The 16,585-nt window shown below is 72.3% G+C and carries 15 protein-coding genes, 1 tRNA gene, 1 pseudogene and 1 riboswitch; of the genes and pseudogenes, 10 read left to right on the plus strand and 7 right to left on the minus strand.

Going from position 1 to position 16,585, the window contains the following annotated elements:
• The first annotated feature begins 12 nt into the window (after nucleotides 1-12).
• The gene (locus Apa02nite_RS46530; RefSeq protein WP_203830871.1) at nucleotides 13-2,235 is read left to right on the plus strand and encodes an alpha-L-rhamnosidase; all 2,223 of its coding nucleotides are present in this window, start codon (nucleotides 13-15) and stop codon (nucleotides 2,233-2,235) included.
• Between the two features lie 396 nt (nucleotides 2,236-2,631).
• Here the strand turns inward: Apa02nite_RS46530 and Apa02nite_RS46535 are convergent, their stop codons facing one another.
• Entirely contained in the window at nucleotides 2,632-3,228 is a 597-nt protein-coding gene (locus Apa02nite_RS46535) for a TetR/AcrR family transcriptional regulator (protein WP_239165051.1), read from the minus strand.
• A gap of 273 nt (nucleotides 3,229-3,501) precedes the next feature.
• On the opposite strand from Apa02nite_RS46535, the gene Apa02nite_RS46540 reads away from it, so the two are divergent.
• The 4 genes from Apa02nite_RS46540 to Apa02nite_RS46555 all read left to right on the plus strand — a co-directional run bounded on the left by Apa02nite_RS46540 (nucleotide 3,502) and on the right by Apa02nite_RS46555 (nucleotide 7,033).
• Nucleotides 3,502-3,906, plus strand: coding sequence for a MarR family winged helix-turn-helix transcriptional regulator (locus Apa02nite_RS46540; RefSeq protein ID WP_239165052.1), 405 nt, complete (start codon nucleotides 3,502-3,504; stop codon nucleotides 3,904-3,906).
• A 136-nt stretch (nucleotides 3,907-4,042) separates the two neighbouring features.
• Nucleotides 4,043-4,141, plus strand: a riboswitch (glycine riboswitch).
• A 129-nt stretch (nucleotides 4,142-4,270) separates the two neighbouring features.
• On the plus strand, nucleotides 4,271-5,311 hold the full coding sequence (gene gcvT, locus Apa02nite_RS46545) for a glycine cleavage system aminomethyltransferase GcvT (RefSeq protein ID WP_203830873.1): 1,041 nt from the start codon (nucleotides 4,271-4,273) through the stop codon (nucleotides 5,309-5,311).
• Nucleotides 5,312-5,320: 9 nt separating this feature from the next.
• Nucleotides 5,321-5,680, plus strand: coding sequence for a glycine cleavage system protein GcvH (gene gcvH, locus Apa02nite_RS46550; RefSeq protein WP_203830874.1), 360 nt, complete (start codon nucleotides 5,321-5,323; stop codon nucleotides 5,678-5,680).
• 39 nt (nucleotides 5,681-5,719) lie between these two features.
• Complete coding sequence (locus Apa02nite_RS46555; RefSeq protein ID WP_203830875.1) at nucleotides 5,720-7,033, plus strand: L-serine ammonia-lyase; 1,314 nt, start codon at nucleotides 5,720-5,722, stop codon at nucleotides 7,031-7,033.
• A gap of 210 nt (nucleotides 7,034-7,243) precedes the next feature.
• Here Apa02nite_RS46555 and Apa02nite_RS52515 read toward each other — a convergent pair.
• From Apa02nite_RS52515 to Apa02nite_RS46580, 5 genes and pseudogenes are all read right to left on the minus strand, one after another.
• Nucleotides 7,244-7,414 (minus strand): annotated as a pseudogene (locus Apa02nite_RS52515) (zinc ribbon domain-containing protein); the annotation flags it as partial.
• 306 nt (nucleotides 7,415-7,720) lie between these two features.
• A complete protein-coding gene (locus Apa02nite_RS46565; protein ID WP_203830876.1) occupies nucleotides 7,721-7,939 on the minus strand; it encodes a hypothetical protein in 219 nt (72 codons plus the stop codon).
• A gap of 288 nt (nucleotides 7,940-8,227) precedes the next feature.
• Complete coding sequence (locus Apa02nite_RS46570) at nucleotides 8,228-9,361, minus strand: helix-turn-helix domain-containing protein (RefSeq protein WP_203830877.1); 1,134 nt, start codon at nucleotides 9,359-9,361, stop codon at nucleotides 8,228-8,230.
• Between the two features lie 38 nt (nucleotides 9,362-9,399).
• On the minus strand, nucleotides 9,400-10,377 hold the full coding sequence (locus Apa02nite_RS46575) for an alpha/beta hydrolase (RefSeq protein WP_239165054.1): 978 nt from the start codon (nucleotides 10,375-10,377) through the stop codon (nucleotides 9,400-9,402).
• Between the two features lie 127 nt (nucleotides 10,378-10,504).
• Entirely contained in the window at nucleotides 10,505-12,013 is a 1,509-nt protein-coding gene (locus tag Apa02nite_RS46580) for an IPT/TIG domain-containing protein (RefSeq protein ID WP_203830879.1), read from the minus strand.
• Nucleotides 12,014-12,118: 105 nt separating this feature from the next.
• Between Apa02nite_RS46580 and Apa02nite_RS46585 the strand changes: the two genes are divergently transcribed.
• From Apa02nite_RS46585 to Apa02nite_RS46600, 4 genes are all read left to right on the plus strand, one after another.
• Nucleotides 12,119-12,589, plus strand: coding sequence for a nitroreductase family deazaflavin-dependent oxidoreductase (locus tag Apa02nite_RS46585; protein WP_067692395.1), 471 nt, complete (start codon nucleotides 12,119-12,121; stop codon nucleotides 12,587-12,589).
• Between the two features lie 16 nt (nucleotides 12,590-12,605).
• Nucleotides 12,606-12,678, plus strand: a tRNA-Glu gene (locus Apa02nite_RS46590).
• A 30-nt stretch (nucleotides 12,679-12,708) separates the two neighbouring features.
• Nucleotides 12,709-14,283 (plus strand): ankyrin repeat domain-containing protein, encoded by a 1,575-nt coding sequence (locus tag Apa02nite_RS46595; protein WP_203830880.1) that lies wholly within the window; start codon nucleotides 12,709-12,711, stop codon nucleotides 14,281-14,283.
• A 59-nt stretch (nucleotides 14,284-14,342) separates the two neighbouring features.
• Nucleotides 14,343-15,209, plus strand: coding sequence for a cyclase family protein (locus Apa02nite_RS46600; RefSeq protein WP_239165055.1), 867 nt, complete (start codon nucleotides 14,343-14,345; stop codon nucleotides 15,207-15,209).
• On the opposite strand, the gene Apa02nite_RS46605 is transcribed toward Apa02nite_RS46600, so the two are convergent.
• Nucleotides 15,206-15,940 (minus strand): maleylpyruvate isomerase family mycothiol-dependent enzyme, encoded by a 735-nt coding sequence (locus Apa02nite_RS46605; RefSeq protein WP_203830881.1) that lies wholly within the window; start codon nucleotides 15,938-15,940, stop codon nucleotides 15,206-15,208. The genes Apa02nite_RS46600 and Apa02nite_RS46605 overlap by 4 nt on opposite strands.
• A gap of 240 nt (nucleotides 15,941-16,180) precedes the next feature.
• On the opposite strand from Apa02nite_RS46605, the gene Apa02nite_RS46610 reads away from it, so the two are divergent.
• Nucleotides 16,181-16,429: a hypothetical protein gene (locus Apa02nite_RS46610; protein WP_157441456.1), complete on the plus strand. Its 249-nt coding sequence runs from the start codon at nucleotides 16,181-16,183 to the stop codon at nucleotides 16,427-16,429.
• The last annotated feature ends 156 nt before the right edge of the window (nucleotides 16,430-16,585 follow it).

Consider the following 16,585-nt stretch of genomic DNA (forward strand, 5'->3'; position numbering starts at 1 on the left):
AAAGGTTTCACGATGCACGACTCGACCGCACGGATGATCACGCCAGCCACCGAGCTGGGCAGTGCCCCGTGCTTTCGGACCGAGATCGACCTCGACACCGGCCACGGCGACGTCGTCGCGGCGACACTGCGGATCAGCAGCCTGGGCGTGCACGAGGCCCGGATCGACGGGCAGCCGGTCGGCGACGACGTGCTCAGCCCGGGCTGGAGTTCCTACGAGCACCGGCTCCGCTATCTGAGCCACGACGTGACCGGGCTGCTCACGGCCGGTTCCGTGCTGACCGTGCAGGTCGGCAACGGGTGGTACCGCGGGCGGCTGGGCTTCATGGGCGGCCGGGCGTTCTACGGCGACCGGCTCGGGGTGATCGCCGACCTCGAGATCCGGTTCGCGGACGGGCACCGGCAGGTGGTGGTCACCGACGAGAGCTGGACCGCCGGCGGGTCCGACGTCATCGCCGATGATCTGTACGACGGGCAGACCATCGACGCGCGCCGCCGTACGACCGCGCCGGGGTGGTCGCTGCCGGTGCGGGTGCTGGACTTCGATCGGCGGCGGCTCACGCCGTACATCGGACCGGCAGTGACCCGGCAGGATCTCGTCGCGCCCAGCAAGGTCTGGGAGTCGCCCACCGGGCGGATCCTGATCGATTTCGGGCAGAACCTTGTCGGCTGGGTGCGGTTCACCACCACCGGACCGGCCGGCTCGGAGGTCCGGCTGCGGCACGCCGAGGTTCTCGAGGCCGGCGAGCTCGGCGTGCGGCCGCTGCGCGACGCCCAGGCCACCGACCGGTTCATCCGCAGCGGCGGCGTGGACTTCTTCGAGCCGACCATGACGTTCCACGGCTTCCGGTACGTGGAGGTCACCGGCCTGTCGCTGGCCGAAGCCGATCAGCTGGAAGCCGTTGTGGTGCACTCCCAGCTGCGGCGCACCGGCGAGTTCGCCTGCTCCGACGAGTTGCTCAACCAGCTGCACCGCAACGTGGTGTGGAGCACCAAGGGCAACTTCCTGGACCTGCCCACCGACTGCCCGCAACGCAACGAGCGGCTCGGCTGGACCGGTGACCTGGCCGTTTTCGCCCCGTCGGCGGCGTACCTGTTCGACGTCGAGGCGTTCCTGGCCGACTGGCTCGCCGACCTGGCCGCCGAGCAGCAGGCCGCCGACGGGCTCGTCCCGTTCGTGATCCCGGACATCCTGAAGTTCCAGCCGCACCCGCCGGAGTTCCCCGACCCGGACAGCACCGCGTTCTGGTCGGACGCCGCGGTGTGGGTGCCGTGGACGCTGTGGGAGGCGTATGGGTCTCGTGACCTGCTGGAACGGCAGTATCCATCGATGGCCGCGCACGTGCGGCGGGTGCGTACGCTGCTGTCGCCGTCCGGAGTGTGGGACGGGTCGTTCCAGTTCGGGGACTGGCTCGACCCGGACGCGCCGCCGGACGCGCCGGCCAAGGCCAAGGCCGATCCGGGGGTGGTGGCGACGGCGGCCTACTACCGGTCGCTCACGACGGCGGCGGCGACGGCCGCGTTGCTGGGCTTTGCGGAGGATGCCGCGGAGTTCGGTGCGCTGGCCGAGCGGACCCGAGCGGCGTTCCATGCGGAGTATGTCGCGGCGGACGGCACGATCCGCTCCGACTGCACGACGGTGTACACGTTGGCGATCGTGTTCGGGCTGCTCTCCACTGCCGCTGCGGATTCCGCCGGGCAGCGGCTGGCGGCGCTCGTGGCCGCGAGTGGGTACCGGGTGTCGACCGGGTTCGCGGGGACGCCGTACATCACCGAGGCGCTGACCAGGACCGGTCACCTGGAGGACGCGTACCGGCTGCTGACGGAGCGGTCCTGCCCGTCGTGGCTCTACCCGGTCACGATGGGGGCGACCACGATCTGGGAACGATGGGACTCGATGCTGCCCGACGGCTCGGTCAACCCGGGGGAGATGACCAGTTTCAACCACTACGCACTCGGGGCGGTGGCGGACTGGATGCACCGTACCGTCGGGGGTATCGCTCCTCTTTCCCCCGGATATGCGCGAGTGTCGATCGCGCCGCGCCCCGGCGGGGCCCTGACCTGGTGCCGCTCCTCCCTGGAGACCCGCCACGGCCGGATCGAGGTGTCCTGGACCCTCACCGGCGGCACCCTGAAGGTCACCGCGACGCTCCCACCCGGAGTAACCGGCCTCCTCTCCCTCACCGGTCACCCCCCAGTGGAGCTGACCGAAGGCACCCACCACTGGCCCGCCTGAATTCCGCACCGTCCCGAAATGCCGACGGGCCGCGACCCTCATCGGGATCGCGGCCCACCTCGGCAAATCCGCACCGTCGCGGACCCCGGCCCGCCGATTCCCGCCCAGCCCACCGGAACGCGCGAGGTAGCCGTCGTCTCACGGCCAACCCTTTCCGGTACGGATGACGGAGCGCCCGTCCGTAGGCTACGAGCCACGTCCCGCCCGTGAGGCGGCGCGACGCCCGCAGCCGCCCGGGACCGCTGCGCGCCTCCCGGCCCCCCGGCTGGTCCACAGGGGTGTCTCCCAGCGCTGAGGGACCCCCGAAAACCAGCCCGACCCAGCCGGCTGGCTTTGCGGGGTGTCTCCGGTTCGCTGAGACACCCCGGAGGACTAGCCAAACGCCGACCCGCGCGGTCAGCTGACGGAGTGGAGCAGGAAATCGACCAGCTGGTGGGCGTGGCGGGGGGCGGCCTTGAGGCGGGTGGCTCGCTCGTCGGGTGGGGTGGTGAGGGCGTGCATCATGGCGCCGCCGGTGAGGGTGTCGACGAGGAGCGTTATCGGGACCGAGTCGGGGAGTTCGCCGCGTGTGACGCCGCGGCGGACGATGTCGCGCGCGGCCGAGATCTGCGAGGAGCGGATCCGGGCGTAGTGCTCGGCGATGCCGGGGATGGTGGCCGCCTCGAGGTTCAGGCGCAGGGCGGCGCGGCTGCCCGGGCCGATGTAGAGCGTGAGGATCTGCGTGGCCAGCTCGACCAGGTCGCCGTGCAGGGTGCCGGTGTCGACGTCGGAGACCCGGGGGAGGCCGGCCGTCAGCGCGTCGGTGAGCAGAAGCTCCTTGCTGCTCCAGCGTAGATAGAGGGTGGCCTTGCCGATCCCGGCGCGGCGGGCGACGGTCTCCATCGCGAACCCGGCCCAGCCTGCCTCGCCGAACACGTCCAGAGCGGCCTGGGTGATCCGGCGGTCGACCTCGGGGTCCCGTGGCCGGCCCGGGCCGGACGGGGCAGCGCTCACCGCGGCCACCTCCCGGATTGCTGAACGGTTCGCGTCCAGGTTACTTCCTCGGGAGGCGCCACATCGTCGCCCGGGACGGGTGAGGGCCGGGCGTCGGCCCGGGGGTGAAGGCGACTGCTGAGACCGTGTGGGGCTGTGGGAACAATGGTGGACCGGGATCGCCTCCGCGCAGCGGGGTCGGTGGCGAGTGGGGCCGCCGTGGCTCGACACTGAATGCGTAATGAGGTTATGGACATGGTGGCCGGGGAAAGTCGTGGGTCACAGTTGCTGCCGGTGCTCGCGCAACTGGTTCGCTATCTGCGCCAGCTGGAAGGGCCGGACAACCCGAGCTCGATCGCGCTCTCGGTGCTGCGCCGGCTTGTCGACGAGGGGCCGGGGCGGGTGACCGATCTGGCCAGGCTGACCCGGGCGTCGCAGCCGGGGATGACCCAGCTGGTCGGCCGGTTGGAGAAGTCCGCGCTGGTCCGGCGGGTGCCGGATCCGAACGACGGGCGCGGGGTGCTGGTCGAGGTGACCCAGGGCGGGCGGGATCTGCTGGACCGGACCTACGCGCACTATGCCGCGACGTTCGACCGGCTCTTCGAGCAGCTGGACGCGGCCGACAGCGCGGCGATCGTTCAGGCGCTGCCGGCCCTTTCCCGCCTGGCCGAGGCAGGCGAGAAAGAAAGCGCCGGCTAGCGGTGGCCGCCGGTGGTCAGGGGTGGGGGAGGCGGGTAGAACTTTGGGGGAACAGACGGGCGCTGCGGGCAGTCGATCTTGATGGGGCTGGCTGGGCCTGATAGTTTCCGTGCCACAAGTGAAGATTTTCGCCGCGACAACCGCTGCGGGAGAGCACTCGCCGAAACCGGGCGGGTCGCCGAAGGAGCAACTTCTCCCTCAGAATCTCTCAGGCAAACGGTACCGCAACGGTCAGGCGACTCTGGAAAGTCAGCGCCCTCCCAGGGCGCTGCGCCCAAGGTGCAAGCCGCCCGACGCCGGGCGGTGAACCTCTCAGGCATCCGTGACAGAGCGAGGGAGGCCCGACGACCAAGGAGCCTCCCTGTTGAGACGCACCGCGCTGCACGACGTCCACCGGCGCCTCGGCGCCAACCTGACCAGCTTCGCCGGCTGGGAGATGCCGCTGCGGTACGGCAGTGACGTCGCCGAACACCACTCGGTCCGCAAAGCGGCCGGCCTGTTCGACCTCGGTCACATGGGCCAGATCGACATCACCGGCCCCGAGGCCGCCGCATTCCTGGATTACGCCCTGGTCGGGCGGCTCTCCGCGGTGGCGGTCGGCCGCGCGAAATACACCATGCTGTGCCACACCACCGGCGGGGTCATCGACGACCTGGTCGTCTACCGGCTCGCCGAGCAGCACTTCCTGGTCGTGGCGAACGCCGCGAACGCCCCGGTGGTGCTCGCCATGCTCGGGGAACACTCCGGCGGGTACACCGTCACCGTCACGGCCGCCGACCGGGCGCTGATCGCGGTGCAGGGCCCGCAGGCCGCCACGATCGTCGGCGAGCACCCCGACCTGCGCTATTACGCGATCAAGCCGGAGCGGCTGGCCGGCCGGGACGTGCTGCTGGCCCGGACCGGGTACACCGGCGAGGACGGCTTCGAGATCTACTGCGAGAACGCCGACGCCGAGGCGATCTGGGACTGGGCGGCCGCCGCCGGTGCCGCCCCGGCCGGGCTGGCCTGCCGGGACACGCTGCGCCTGGAAGCCGGCATGCCGCTCTACGGCCACGAACTGACCGTGCGCACCACGCCGATGCACGCCGGGCTGGGCCGGGTGGTGGCGCTGGACAAGCGTGACTTCGTCGGCGCCGAGGCGCTGCGCGCGGTGGAACCCGAATCGGTGCTGGTCGGCCTGGTCACCAAGGGCCGCCGATCGCCCCGCGCCGGGCACGCGGTGCTCGACCCGGCCACCGGCGAGAAGGTCGGCGAGGTGACCAGCGGCGCGCCGTCGCCGACGCTCGGGCACCCGATCGCGATGGCTTACGTCGCGAAAAGCCTCAACCTGACGAAACTCCTGGTCGATGTGCGTGGCACCCGCGAGGAAGCCGACATCGTCCCGCTCCCCTTCTACAAGCGATAGAGGCATCCGTTGCGTTACACCAAGGACCACGAATGGCTGACCGAGGACGAGGTCGCGACGGTCGGGATCACGGCTTACGCCGCGGACGCGCTCGGTGACGTCGTCTTCGTCGAGCTGCCCGAACCGGGCACGACCGTCACGGCCGGCGACCCGTCCGGCGAGATCGAGTCGACCAAGTCGGTCAGCGAGATCTACGCCCCCGCGGACGGCGAGATCGTCGAGGTCAACCAGGCCGTCATCGACGACCCCGCCCTGATCAACAGCGATCCGTTCGGCGCCGGATGGCTTTACCGACTGCGGGTCACCGGCGGGCCGGAGACCCTCGACGAGGCCGGTTATGCCGCCTTGACCGCCGGGGACAGCGCATGACCCCGTCCATCCGACCGCGCGACCTGAGGAACTGACGACATGGCCGTCTCCGTCTTCGACCTGTTCTCGATCGGTATCGGGCCGTCCAGCTCGCACACCGTCGGCCCGATGCGGGCGGCGCGGATGTTCACCCGCCTCTGCGACGACGCCGTGGTCAGCGTCCGGGCCGAGCTCTTCGGCTCGCTGGGCGCCACCGGGCACGGCCACGGGACGCCCCGGGCGGTGCTGCTCGGGCTGATGGGTGAGGACCCGGAGACGGTCGACACCACGCTCGACCCACCGGCCGACGGGCGGATCACCCTGCCCTCCGGGCGCAGCGTCGCCGTCGAGGTGGTGCTGCACCGGCGCCGGTCGCTGCCCGAGCACCCCAACGGGATGACCTTCACGGCGCTCGGCACCGACGGCGCCGAGCTGCTGCGCAAGAGCTATTTCTCGGTCGGCGGCGGGTTCATCGTGGGTCAGGGTGGTTTCCATGTGCGTACGGACGAGACGCCGCAGCCGTACCCCTTCACGTCTGGCGCGGAACTGCTGGCGCTGACCCGGTCGACCGGGCTCTCGATCTCGCGGCTGATGCTGGCCAACGAGAGCGCGTGGCGTCCCGAGGCGGAGGTGCGCGCCGGGCTGCTCGGGATCTGGGACGTCATGCAGGAGTGCGTCACCGCCGGGCTGGACGCCGAAGGGGTGCTCCCGGGCGGGCTGAAGGTGCGCCGCCGGGCCGCCGCCACCGCCCGTCAGCTGCGGGTGGCCGGCGATCCCGCGGTGCACGCGATGGAGTGGCTCACCGCGTACGCCATGGCGGTCAACGAGCAGAACGCGGCCGGCGGTCGCGTGGTGACCGCGCCCACCAACGGCGCCGCGGGGATCATCCCGTCGGTGCTCACCTACTACCTCGGCTTCGTGCCGGGGGCGTCGCCGGACGGGGTGGTCCGCTTCCTGCTGACCGCCGGGGCGATCGGGCTGCTCTTCAAGGAGAACGCCTCGATCTCCGGCGCCGAGGTCGGCTGCCAGGGCGAGGTCGGGTCGGCGTGCGCGATGGCGGCCGGTGGGCTCGCCGAGGTGCTCGGTGGCACGCCGGAGCAGGTGGAGAACGCCGCCGAGATCGGCATGGAGCACAACCTCGGGCTGACCTGCGACCCGATCGGCGGGCTGGTGCAGATCCCGTGCATCGAACGCAACGGGATGGCGGCGGTCAAGGCGGTCACCGCGGCGAAGCTGGCGCTGCGCGGCGACGGCCGCCACCACGTCTCCCTCGACAAGGTCATCAAGACCATGAAGGAGACCGGCGCGGACATGAAGGTCAAATACAAGGAGACCTCGCGCGGCGGCCTCGCCGTCAACGTCATCGAATGTTAACGGTCCGCACGGATGGATCCGTAGGATTTCCCTCCTGGGCCGGGCCCCTGGATTCCCAGCTCGGACCGCATCTGATCCACCTTCCCGGAAGGAGGTGATCTGATGTCTCACGTCGTCGGCACTGGCACGGTGGCGTTCAGCCGTGGCGAGGATCGTCCTCGCGGCGTTGAGGTCGCGGTCGGCGGTGAAGCCGCAGGCCGCGCACTCGAAGATGCGTACGCCCAGTCCGAGGCGGAGATTGGCTCTCTCTCCACACTCGGAGCAGGTCATCGTGGTGTAGGCGGGCGGCACCAGCACCACCTTCCGGCCCGCCCGCACACCAGACTCGATCAGTTCCTTTTTGCACGCACCGATCGCGGCGTCGGCGGCCTTACTGGCCATGGTGGTCCTGGCCAAGAACTTCGGCTTGAAGTCCTCGACAGCGATCAACGCGTGATGGGCCAGCTCAGCGGCGCACCGCCGGCGGTGCCCGACGTGCGGTAGATCGAACGCCGGGTCAGTGGTGGTCGCGGTGGTCTTCACGCCCCAATCGACGCCGATGCCCGGCAGGTCCGCAGCCTGCGCCTCGCTGATCTCGCGACGTACCACGAAGGACGCGTACCAATGCCCTAGGTTGTCGCGGTAAACGCGCACGCTGGTTGGGGCGCACGGCAGGTTGCGGGACCAGACGACCGGGATGGTGACTTTTCAGGGCAAGCAGAGACGCCTGTTCCTGATCGAAAAGCCCCGGGTGCTGTACCCCAAACTGGGCTGGGCGTCCTTGCGGCGCTTGACCTTCGGCCGGCCCCGGTTCTTGATCTTGATCGAGGCGTCCAGAGCGGTGCCATAGTCGCGCAGGGCGCACTGTTGGGCCACCTGCGAACCGCTCCGAAGCCAGGCGTTGCCAGCTCGGGCCTCGGTCAGCATCTTCGACAGTTTGCGGAATGTCGGCTTGCGGCCGGTTTTCTGCTGATGGACGGCTTCATTTCAGAGCCACCGGCAACGACCCCACTCGGCGAGCAGTGCGGCCTGTGCTGCGCGGCCCGGTCGCAGGCGGTAGTTGTATCGCACCGTCTCGGTGGGCATCCCGGACCACCTATCCCAGTCGCTGGACAAGTACTGTTCGGACGACATCTAGTCTAGCGACACCATCGGCTGAAGTCACTGACCGGTCATGGGTCACCCGCGATCCCCTCCGAGGTACCCATCAGCTGGTCAAACGGCGGTGGGGTTGCGGTGAAGGCGGCGCAGGGCGAACGCCAGCTGCAGGCGCAGTCGCCCCGGGGGCGTGCGGAAGTCCCAGCCGAGCTGGTGGTCGATGTGGGAAAGCCGCTCCTGCATCGTCGAGTGGTGGATGCGCAAGGCCGCGGCGCGCAGGCTGGGTGCCTCGGCGGCGGCGTTCAGGGTGGCCAGCGCCCACGGAGCGGTGGCCGCGACCCGGTCGAGCGCGCTGACGTCCGGGACGGGCGCGGCGTTCGGGATGATCACGGCGGCGAGCAGGGCCAGGCCGCCGAGCTGCTCGGCGTGCACCAGGCGCGGGCCGGGGTCGGCCTCGGTGCCGTCGGCGGTGAAGCGCAGCGCGATCTGGGCGGCCGCCCAGGACGCGGGGAGGGCGAGGACCGGGCCGAGGGGGCCGACGCCGGTTCGTAGCTGTGGGCTGGGTGGGGGATCCCGGTCGGTGGCCAGGTGGGGGCGGGCGTCGGGGAGCGCGATTGCCCGTACGAAATCGGTGGTTTTGAGACCGAGACGGGTGGCGGCCTGGAGGCGGACCGCTTCCGTGGCGTCCGGGTTTACGACGATCTTGAGGGAGTCGGGGAGCGGGGCATGGGTGCGGTCGAGGACCGCGCGGGCGGCGGCCGCGGCCCTTTCCAAGATCATTGCGTCGACCGGGCCGGGTGGGCCGGCGCGTTCCAGCCGGAGGACGGCACCGTCGGTGACCTCGACGGACATCCATCCCGGATCCTCGCCCGCCGCGGATCCGGCGAAGGCCGCGGAGGCCGCGGCCTGGTCCGAGGCGGCCTGGTCCGAGGCGGCCTGGTCCGAGGCGGCCTGGTCCGAGGCGGCCTGGCCCGAAGCGGCCCGGCCTGAAGCGGCCTGGTCCGCAGCGGCCTGGGCTGAAGCGGGCTGGCGGGCGGGGGTCGTGTCCGTGCCGTCGGGCTGGACCCGTAGTGAGATGCGGCGGCGCGGGTCGGTGAGCCGGGCCGGGCAGCCGGCCAGGACGGCGGCGCCCCGGATGATCGCGGGCAGGCCGGCGCGGCCCTCGATCAGGCGGTCGAAATACGCGATGACCTGCAGCGCCGCGCCCGCGTCGGGGTCGAGAGCGGTGAGCCGGGCGGCGAGATCTCTCACGGTGGCATCCTCTCCCGCCGCCCAGCACGAAGGAAGGGTCAGCTCCCGAGCAGCCGGCGCAGCCAGCGGACCCGGGCGGCGCGAGCCTCCTGCGACACCGCGGCCTGCGGGGCCAGCATGTCGAACCCGTGGAACCCGCCCGGCCAGACGTGCAGCTCGGCCCGGCCGCCGGCCTGCCAGATCCGGCTGGCGTAGGCGACGTCCTCGTCCCGGAACGTCTCCGCCGAACCGACGTCGATGAACGCCGGCGGCAACCCGGACAGGTCGGTGGCCCGGGCCGGCGCGGCGTAGGGGGACACCTCCGGACCGCCGCGGTCCGCACCGAGCAGCGCGGTCCAGCCGGTGTCGTTCGCGGTGCGGTCCCACACACCACGGCCGGCCATCTGCACCGCCGACGGGGTGTCGTTGCGGTCGTCGAGCATCGGGCAGAGCAGCATCTGACCGGCCAGTTCCGGCCCGCCGCGGTCGCGGGCCAGCAGGGCGGTCGCCGCGGCGAGCCCGCCGCCCGCGCTGGCCCCCGCGATGATCAGGCGCTGCGGGTCGATGCCCAGCTCGGTGGCGTTCTTGGCGGTCCAGACCAGGCCGGCGTAGCAGTCCTCGACCGGGGCCGGATGCGGGTGCTCGGGGGCGAGCCGGTACTCCACCGACACGATCACCGACGGCACCTCGGTGGCCCAGTCCTGCAGCATCTCGACGCCGGTCCGGTTGTCGCCGAGGATCATGCCGCCGCCGTGCACGTGGTAGAGACCGGGCAGGCCGGGACCGGCGCCGGCCGGGGTCAGTACCAGCAACTCGACGTCCGGGTCGCCGGCCGGGCCGGGCACGGTGCGCCGGGTGACGGTGAACGCGCCGCCGCGGGCCAGGTCGTCGTCGCTGACCTCGGCGAGCAGCGAGCCGGACCGCATCGGCTCGATCATGTCGGCGGTCAGCGCGGGCGGCAGGCCGACGGCGAGCACGTCGAGCGCGGCGGCCAGTTCGGGGTCGAAGGGCGGGGGAGGGCCGATGTCGGTCGTCACGAGTGCCTCCTGGTGTTGCGAGCGTGTGACCATCCTGTGGCCGGCCGGTGATCCCGCACACCGCCACACGGCGGAACCTCCCCGCCAGTTGGCGGGGAGGTTCGGGTGCTGCCGTGACGCCCGGGACTCAGTCCAGGTCGGAGTAGGAGAAGGCGGCCGCGATGGTGAAGCGGCTGGCCGTGCCGCTGCTCGCGATGAACGACACCCAGGTCGGGCCGGACCGCGCGCCCGCCGGGACGGTGCACAGCCAGGTGGTCCCGCTGGCCTTACCCTGCGCGGTGCACTCGGCGGCCTTGTCACCGAACTTGAAGCCGGTCGCGGTCGTGATGTCACCACCGGCGATCTTCACGGTGACCTTCGCGCCGCCGGTGAGCTTGTCGCCCTCGGCGGACAGGCTCACCACCACCGGCACGTAGGGGACCGTGCCGACGGTGCCGGGCACCCCGTCGTGGATCAGGGTGATGCCGGCCGAGGCCGCGGCCGACGAGGGCACCGGCACCCGGATGTGGGTGGCGTCGACCCAGAGCGGGGTGACCTTGGCGGTGCCGACCGTGGCGGTGATCGCCTCGGTGGTGAACTCCTTCGCGGTCGCCCCGGCGGTGCCGCCGGTGACCTTGACGAGCACCGAGCCGCCGGACGCCTTGACCACGGCGCCGTCGGTGACCTCGATGCCCAGCGGCGCGCGGTACGCGAACGGCAGACTGCCCGCGCCGCCGGCGGTCTTCACGGTCACCGCGGTGACGCCGTTGACGCCGGCCGGGGCGACCGCCTCGATCGAGGTCGCGGACTTCACCGTGAAGCTGGTGGCGTTCTTGTCGCCGAACCGGACCGCGGCCGGGTCGTCCGCCTTGACCTCCGAGAACCCGGTACCGCTGATGGTGACCGTGGTGCCGCCGACGGTGGACACCTTGGCCGGGGCGAGCAGCCCGATCGCCGGGGCGTAGCCGACGGTCGCGGTCGAGGGGGTGCCGGCGATGCCGTCGCGGATCAGGGTGATCGGCACGGTGGTGGCCTTGGTGCTCTTCGGCGTGGTCACCCGGACGTGCGTGGCGTCGACCCAGGCGACCGCCGTCGCGGCGACCTCGCCGACCCTCGCGGTGATCTTCTCGGCGGTGAAGTCCTTCGCGGTGTCACCGACGGTGCCACCGGTCACGGTGACCGGCACGGTCGTGCCACCGGCCATCTTCGCCCCGGTCACCGCGTCGAACTGGGCGCCGAGCGCCGACTTGTAGGTGAACGTCACCTCGCCGGAGCTGGTCCCGGCGGTGCTGGTGACGGTGACCTTGACGGCGCCGGCGCTGCCGGCCGGTGCCACCGCGGTGATCTTGCTGTCCGACACGACGGTGAACGAGGACGCGTTGACGTCGCCGAACTTGACCGCGGCCGGGTTCGCCTTGTTCACCGCGGAGAAGCCGGTGCCGGTGACCGTGACCGTGGTGCCGCCGGCGAGCGCGCCGGACGCCGGGGTGAGCTGGGTCGCGGTCGGTTTGGCGGCGTCGGCCTGCGCGGTGACGGGCCGGGCGACCCGGTCCGCGGGGACGGCCGCCTGACTCGCCGGCGCACCGGCGAACGTGACAGCGGCAGCGGTGACGACGGTGAGAGCGGCGGCCCGGCGGGCCTGCTTGGTGGTGGCCATGACCGGAACGATCCGCCCTGGTGAAGTGACAAACCGGTGGCGTCCGGGTGCGGTCCGGTTGTGCCGCTACGCTGAGCCGTTTGCTGTGACGAGTGGAGGCTCGCGTTGTCCTGGAAGAGTTTCTGGCGGTCGGTCGGCACCGCGTCGGTCTTCACCCCGCTGGCGCGGCGCACGGTCACCGTCGACCGGTGGCTCAGCCGGCTCACCCGGGGCCGCGTGGTGGCGCTGGGCATGGCCCCGGCGCTGCTGCTGACCACCACCGGGCGGCGCAGCGGGCTGCCGCGGCAGAACCCGCTGCAGTACGTCGCGGAGGGCGACACCTACGTCGTGGTCGGGTCCAACTGGGGCGGCGCCACCGCGCCCGCCTGGGTGCACAACCTGGGCGACCACCCGCAGGCCACGGTGACCATCGGCGGGCGGGACGTGGCCGTCGAGGCCCGCGAGGCGACCGGCGACGACCGGGAGCAGTTGTGGCAGGCGTTCGTCGCACAGTGGCCGGGATACCGTCGCTACCGCGATCAGGCCCAGCATCGTACGATCCGGATCTTCCGCCTGATCCCGGTCGCGGGCGCGTGACTACACTGCGCGGTGGCGGGTCGTAGCGCAGAGGTCGTCGCGTCTCCCTCTCACGGGGAAGGACACCGGTTCGAATCCGGTCGGCCCGCCACCCTCAGGACACGGCGGAACGGACACGGGTGGATCTGACGCGGCGGCGGGACCGGGAGCGGTACGCGAGGCAGCTCACCCACGCGACCCCGGCCGCGATGATCATGGATGCCACCGTGGCCCGGGAGGCCGGGGACTGGCGCGCGGCGTGCACGGCGGCCGGCGTGGACGTGCACGTCGACCTGCGGGACGTGGCCGCCAGGTTCGGCACCGCGCAAGCGTCGATGATCGAGGCCGATCTGGCCGGGTTCGCGCCGGACTTCCTGCGCCGGCACCTGCCCCGGGCCGACTCGGCGGCGCTGGAGCCCGGGGTACGCCTGGTGCTGTCCCGCCGGCCGGAGCCGTTCCGCACACCCGGCCGGCTGCTGCGCCGGCGCGGCACCCCGGTGCTGGTGGTGACGCTGCCGCCGACCATGGACGCGCCGCAGCGGCTGGCGTTGCGGGTCGCCGACGTTCATGAGCTCACCGGGTGGTGGGTGGACATGCCGGCCTGGGCGTGGTTCGACGCGGCGGTGACCGAGCGGCGCTGGGCGTACGGGGCGTCGGCGTCCCGGCTGCCCTGGGACGGCGGGGACGGGCCGGGGGATCGGGCGTCCGAGTTCGAGCGGCTGCTGGCCGAGACCGGCGGGGACCGGCTGGAGGATCTGTTCCGGTCGGCCGGTGTCGAGGTGGCGGACCCGAACGGGCGGGCCTGGCACTCGTACGCGCTCGCCCGCGCGCAAGCGAACCTGCCGGTGCTGTCCGCAGAGGCGCATCGGCTGGCCGGGCGGTACCGGGAGATGCTGGGTGGCACGACGTTCCGGCCGTTGGGGTGGAGCGGGCTGGATCTCACGGTGCGCGCCGACGGGTCGGTCGTGGTGAGCACGTGGGACTGGGCGGCGGGACAGGGCAAGACCGGGCCGGTGGGGTTCGGGGTGGCGGCGCCCCTGGACGCGGCGTTGCTGCGCTGGGGGGTGCTGACGCCTGAGGAGTTGCACCCGCTGGTGCACGAGGCGTTGTTCCCGGGGCGGGCGCAGGACTGGCGGCCGGTGCTGCACGAGCCGTACGCGCAGGTCAGAGTGCGGTGCGGTGGGCAGTGGCACGTGGTGGAGGTGATCGGGGCGGCGGTGAGCACGCCGCACCACGACGAGGCGGCGCTGCAGCGGGAGGCGCTGCTCGGGGCGCTCGGGGGACGGGTCAGCGGGTGCGCCGGGGCTCGGGCGGGCTTTCGTACCGGCGGGAAGTCCGTACCCAAGGAGATCCGCAAGTTGCGGCAGCACCATCTCGCGCGGGCCCGGCACGGTGACACCGACGGCGTGCTGAGCGATCTCGCGGCCGGGACCGATCCGCACTTCCGGGATGGGCACGGGCGGACGCTGCTGCACTGGCTGGCCCACCTGGACCATCGACGGGTGTTGCCGGTGCTGCTCGCCGCCGGGCTGCCGATCGCGGAACCGGACGTGGACGGGCGCACGGCGCTGCACGCGGCGGCGCTGGCCGGGAACGCGGAGCTGATGACGGTGCTGGTGGCGGCCGGCGCTCCGGCGGACGCCCGGGACGCGCGGGGGAAGAACGCGGACGACCTGCTGGCCGAAACCCGCAAAAGACTCCGCGCGGCAGGCTGATAGATCGCGGATTCCACAGGGGATGGGCTGCCGTCGCGGCTCGCGGACCGGCACGATGGGTGGCGGATCCGGTCGCGGCCCTGATCGTCGCCACCGTGATGGTCCGACGACCCGAGGGAGTCCAGCTGATGTGCACCGAACCGAGCAAACCCGGTCTCAGCCGCCGCGCGGCCCTGTTCGGCGGCGCGGGAGCCGCCGCGGCCGTCGCCCTGGGCGAGCCCGCGCAGGCCGCCGGACGCCGCGGGCTGCGTGATCTCACCTACCCGCTGGGGCCGGGCACCCCGGCGTTCGAGCCCGGTGAGGAGGCGGTGCGCCGGACCGTGGCGACGATCGCCGACGACGGGTACTACATGCAGGAATGGCGGGTCATCGAGCACATCGGCACGCACGTCGACGCGCCCGCGCACTTCACCGCGGGTGGCCGGACCTCGACCGAGCTGCAGCCGGCCGAGCTGGTCGTGCCGGCCGTCGTGATCGACATCGCGGCGCGGGCGGCCCGGGACGCCGATACCGTGGTGACCGTTGCTGATCTGATGGCGTTCGAGCGCCGGCACGGCCGGATCCCGGACGGGGCCGCGGTGCTGATGTATTCCGGCTGGGGTGCGAAGGCCGGCGACGCCGACGCGTACCGGGGGACCGACGCGGCCGGGACCCTGCACTTCCCGGGTTTCGGGGTGGACGCCTGCGAATGGTTGCTGCGGCACCGGCGAATCCGCAGCCTGGGCGTTGACACGCTCAGCATCGACCCGGGGGTGTCGGCGACGTTCGACACGCATCACGCGCTGACCGGTGCTGATCGCTACGGGATCGAGAACCTCGCCCATCTGGAGAGCATCCCGCGGCACGGAGCGACGATCTTCGTGGGCCTGATCCCCTACGAGGGCGGCTCCGGCGGCCAGGCCCGGGTCCTGGCCACCTGGAGCTAGACCACCGCGTAGTTGCGGAGCAGCCGGAGGGCTTCGGCGGCGTGCGGGCCGCGGGTCTGCAGGCCGGACTCGGCCGGGCTCAGGCGTTGCGCGCCGACCCGGCAGAACGCGCCGGCCGCGCCGACGATCACCGACTCCGCGGCCGGATCGCCGAACTCCCACCGGGATCCGTCCGGCGCGGTCAGCGAACATCTGATCGGTACGGACGGCCGCCCCGCCAGGTGGAACGCGTACGGCAGCGTGCTGTGCCCGAGCCAGGCCACGTGCCGCAACCGGGCGGTGTCCGGGTAGACGATCCCGAGCGGCCCGGTGATGTCCAGCGCGTGCGCCCAGTGCTCGGCCAGCCGGGTGGTCGCCAGCGTGCGCGGCCGCAGCGACGCGGCGACCCAGCGCAGCGGCTGCCCGGGATCGGCCGCCCGCAACGCCCGCACCGCGTCGCGCCGGGCGGCCCGCCAGCGCGCGAAGATCTCGGCCGGCGCGTCCCGTTCGGCGCGGACCATCGCGTCCATCGCACCGTCCACGGTCTCACCGAAGCGATGCCAGTCGATGCCGCTGGGGTCGCCGCCCGCCGACGCGGCCACCGCTTCCTCGGTCTGTGCCAGGTGCAGCACCACGTCCGCGACGGTCCAGCCCTCCGCCGCCGACGGCCGGGCCCAGTCGTCCGGGGTCAGCCCGGCGAGCACGGTGTCCAGCTGATCCTGCTCAGCCACCAGATCATCCAGGATCTCCATGGCCAACCCTAACGCCGCGCTGCCGATATGGTGTCACCCGGATTCGGCGGGCGGAGACATGGGCGTGACAGTTCGTCCCGGTAGCTGGGCCTGTTCCTGATCCCCGCGCTCGCGGAGCGCTGCCCGTGCCTAGCCGGTGCGGCGCGGCCGGTCACCCGACCTGGCGATGTCGGCGCCGCAAGGGTGACATTCGCCGTTTTCCGGACCGCTCCGATCGGCCGGTCGCCGAGGCTGGGCGCCATGACGCGTATCGCCGCTCCGGCCGCCGCCCTGCAGTCCGCCCGCAAGTTCGTGGTCGAGCTCCCGGCACATCAGGGCCCAGCCTCGTTCACGGTCGTGAACCCGATCGCCCCGGACGTCGACATGACCGCGACCACCTTCGGCCCGGGCGGCGGCTGGGTCTCCGGCGGCTTCGTGCCCGGCCCGGAGGAGCTGCGGATCAGCTTCGACACCGACGGCGGCCCCTACCGCCTGGTCCTCATCGGCTGAAACGCTGCAGCAACGCGCCTACCGCCCCTCGGCTGGTCCTCACGGTCCCATCGAGGGCGTTGTGACGGCCGCGAGCACCAGCCGGGACCGTCGCCATGTCGCTCAGGACCAGCCGGGAACGCCGAGCGTGCGGGCGGGCCGGGCGGCGGGGCGGGG

Origin of the sequence: Actinoplanes palleronii (assembly GCF_016862315.1) — a bacterium.
Lineage (GTDB): Bacteria > Actinomycetota > Actinomycetes > Mycobacteriales > Micromonosporaceae > Actinoplanes > Actinoplanes palleronii.

Coding starts and splice junctions, on each gene's coding strand:
- Apa02nite_RS46605 (WP_203830881.1), bottom strand. CDS start 15,940: ATGGAGATCCTGGATGATCTGGTGGCTGAGCAGGATCAGCTGGACACC.
- Apa02nite_RS46610 (WP_157441456.1), top strand. CDS start 16,181: ATGACGCGTATCGCCGCTCCGGCCGCCGCCCTGCAGTCCGCCCGCAAG.
- Apa02nite_RS46530 (WP_203830871.1), top strand. CDS start 13: ATGCACGACTCGACCGCACGGATGATCACGCCAGCCACCGAGCTGGGC.
- Apa02nite_RS46580 (WP_203830879.1), bottom strand. CDS start 12,013: ATGGCCACCACCAAGCAGGCCCGCCGGGCCGCCGCTCTCACCGTCGTC.
- Apa02nite_RS46555 (WP_203830875.1), top strand. CDS start 5,720: ATGGCCGTCTCCGTCTTCGACCTGTTCTCGATCGGTATCGGGCCGTCC.
- Apa02nite_RS46565 (WP_203830876.1), bottom strand. CDS start 7,939: ATGCTGACCGAGGCCCGAGCTGGCAACGCCTGGCTTCGGAGCGGTTCG.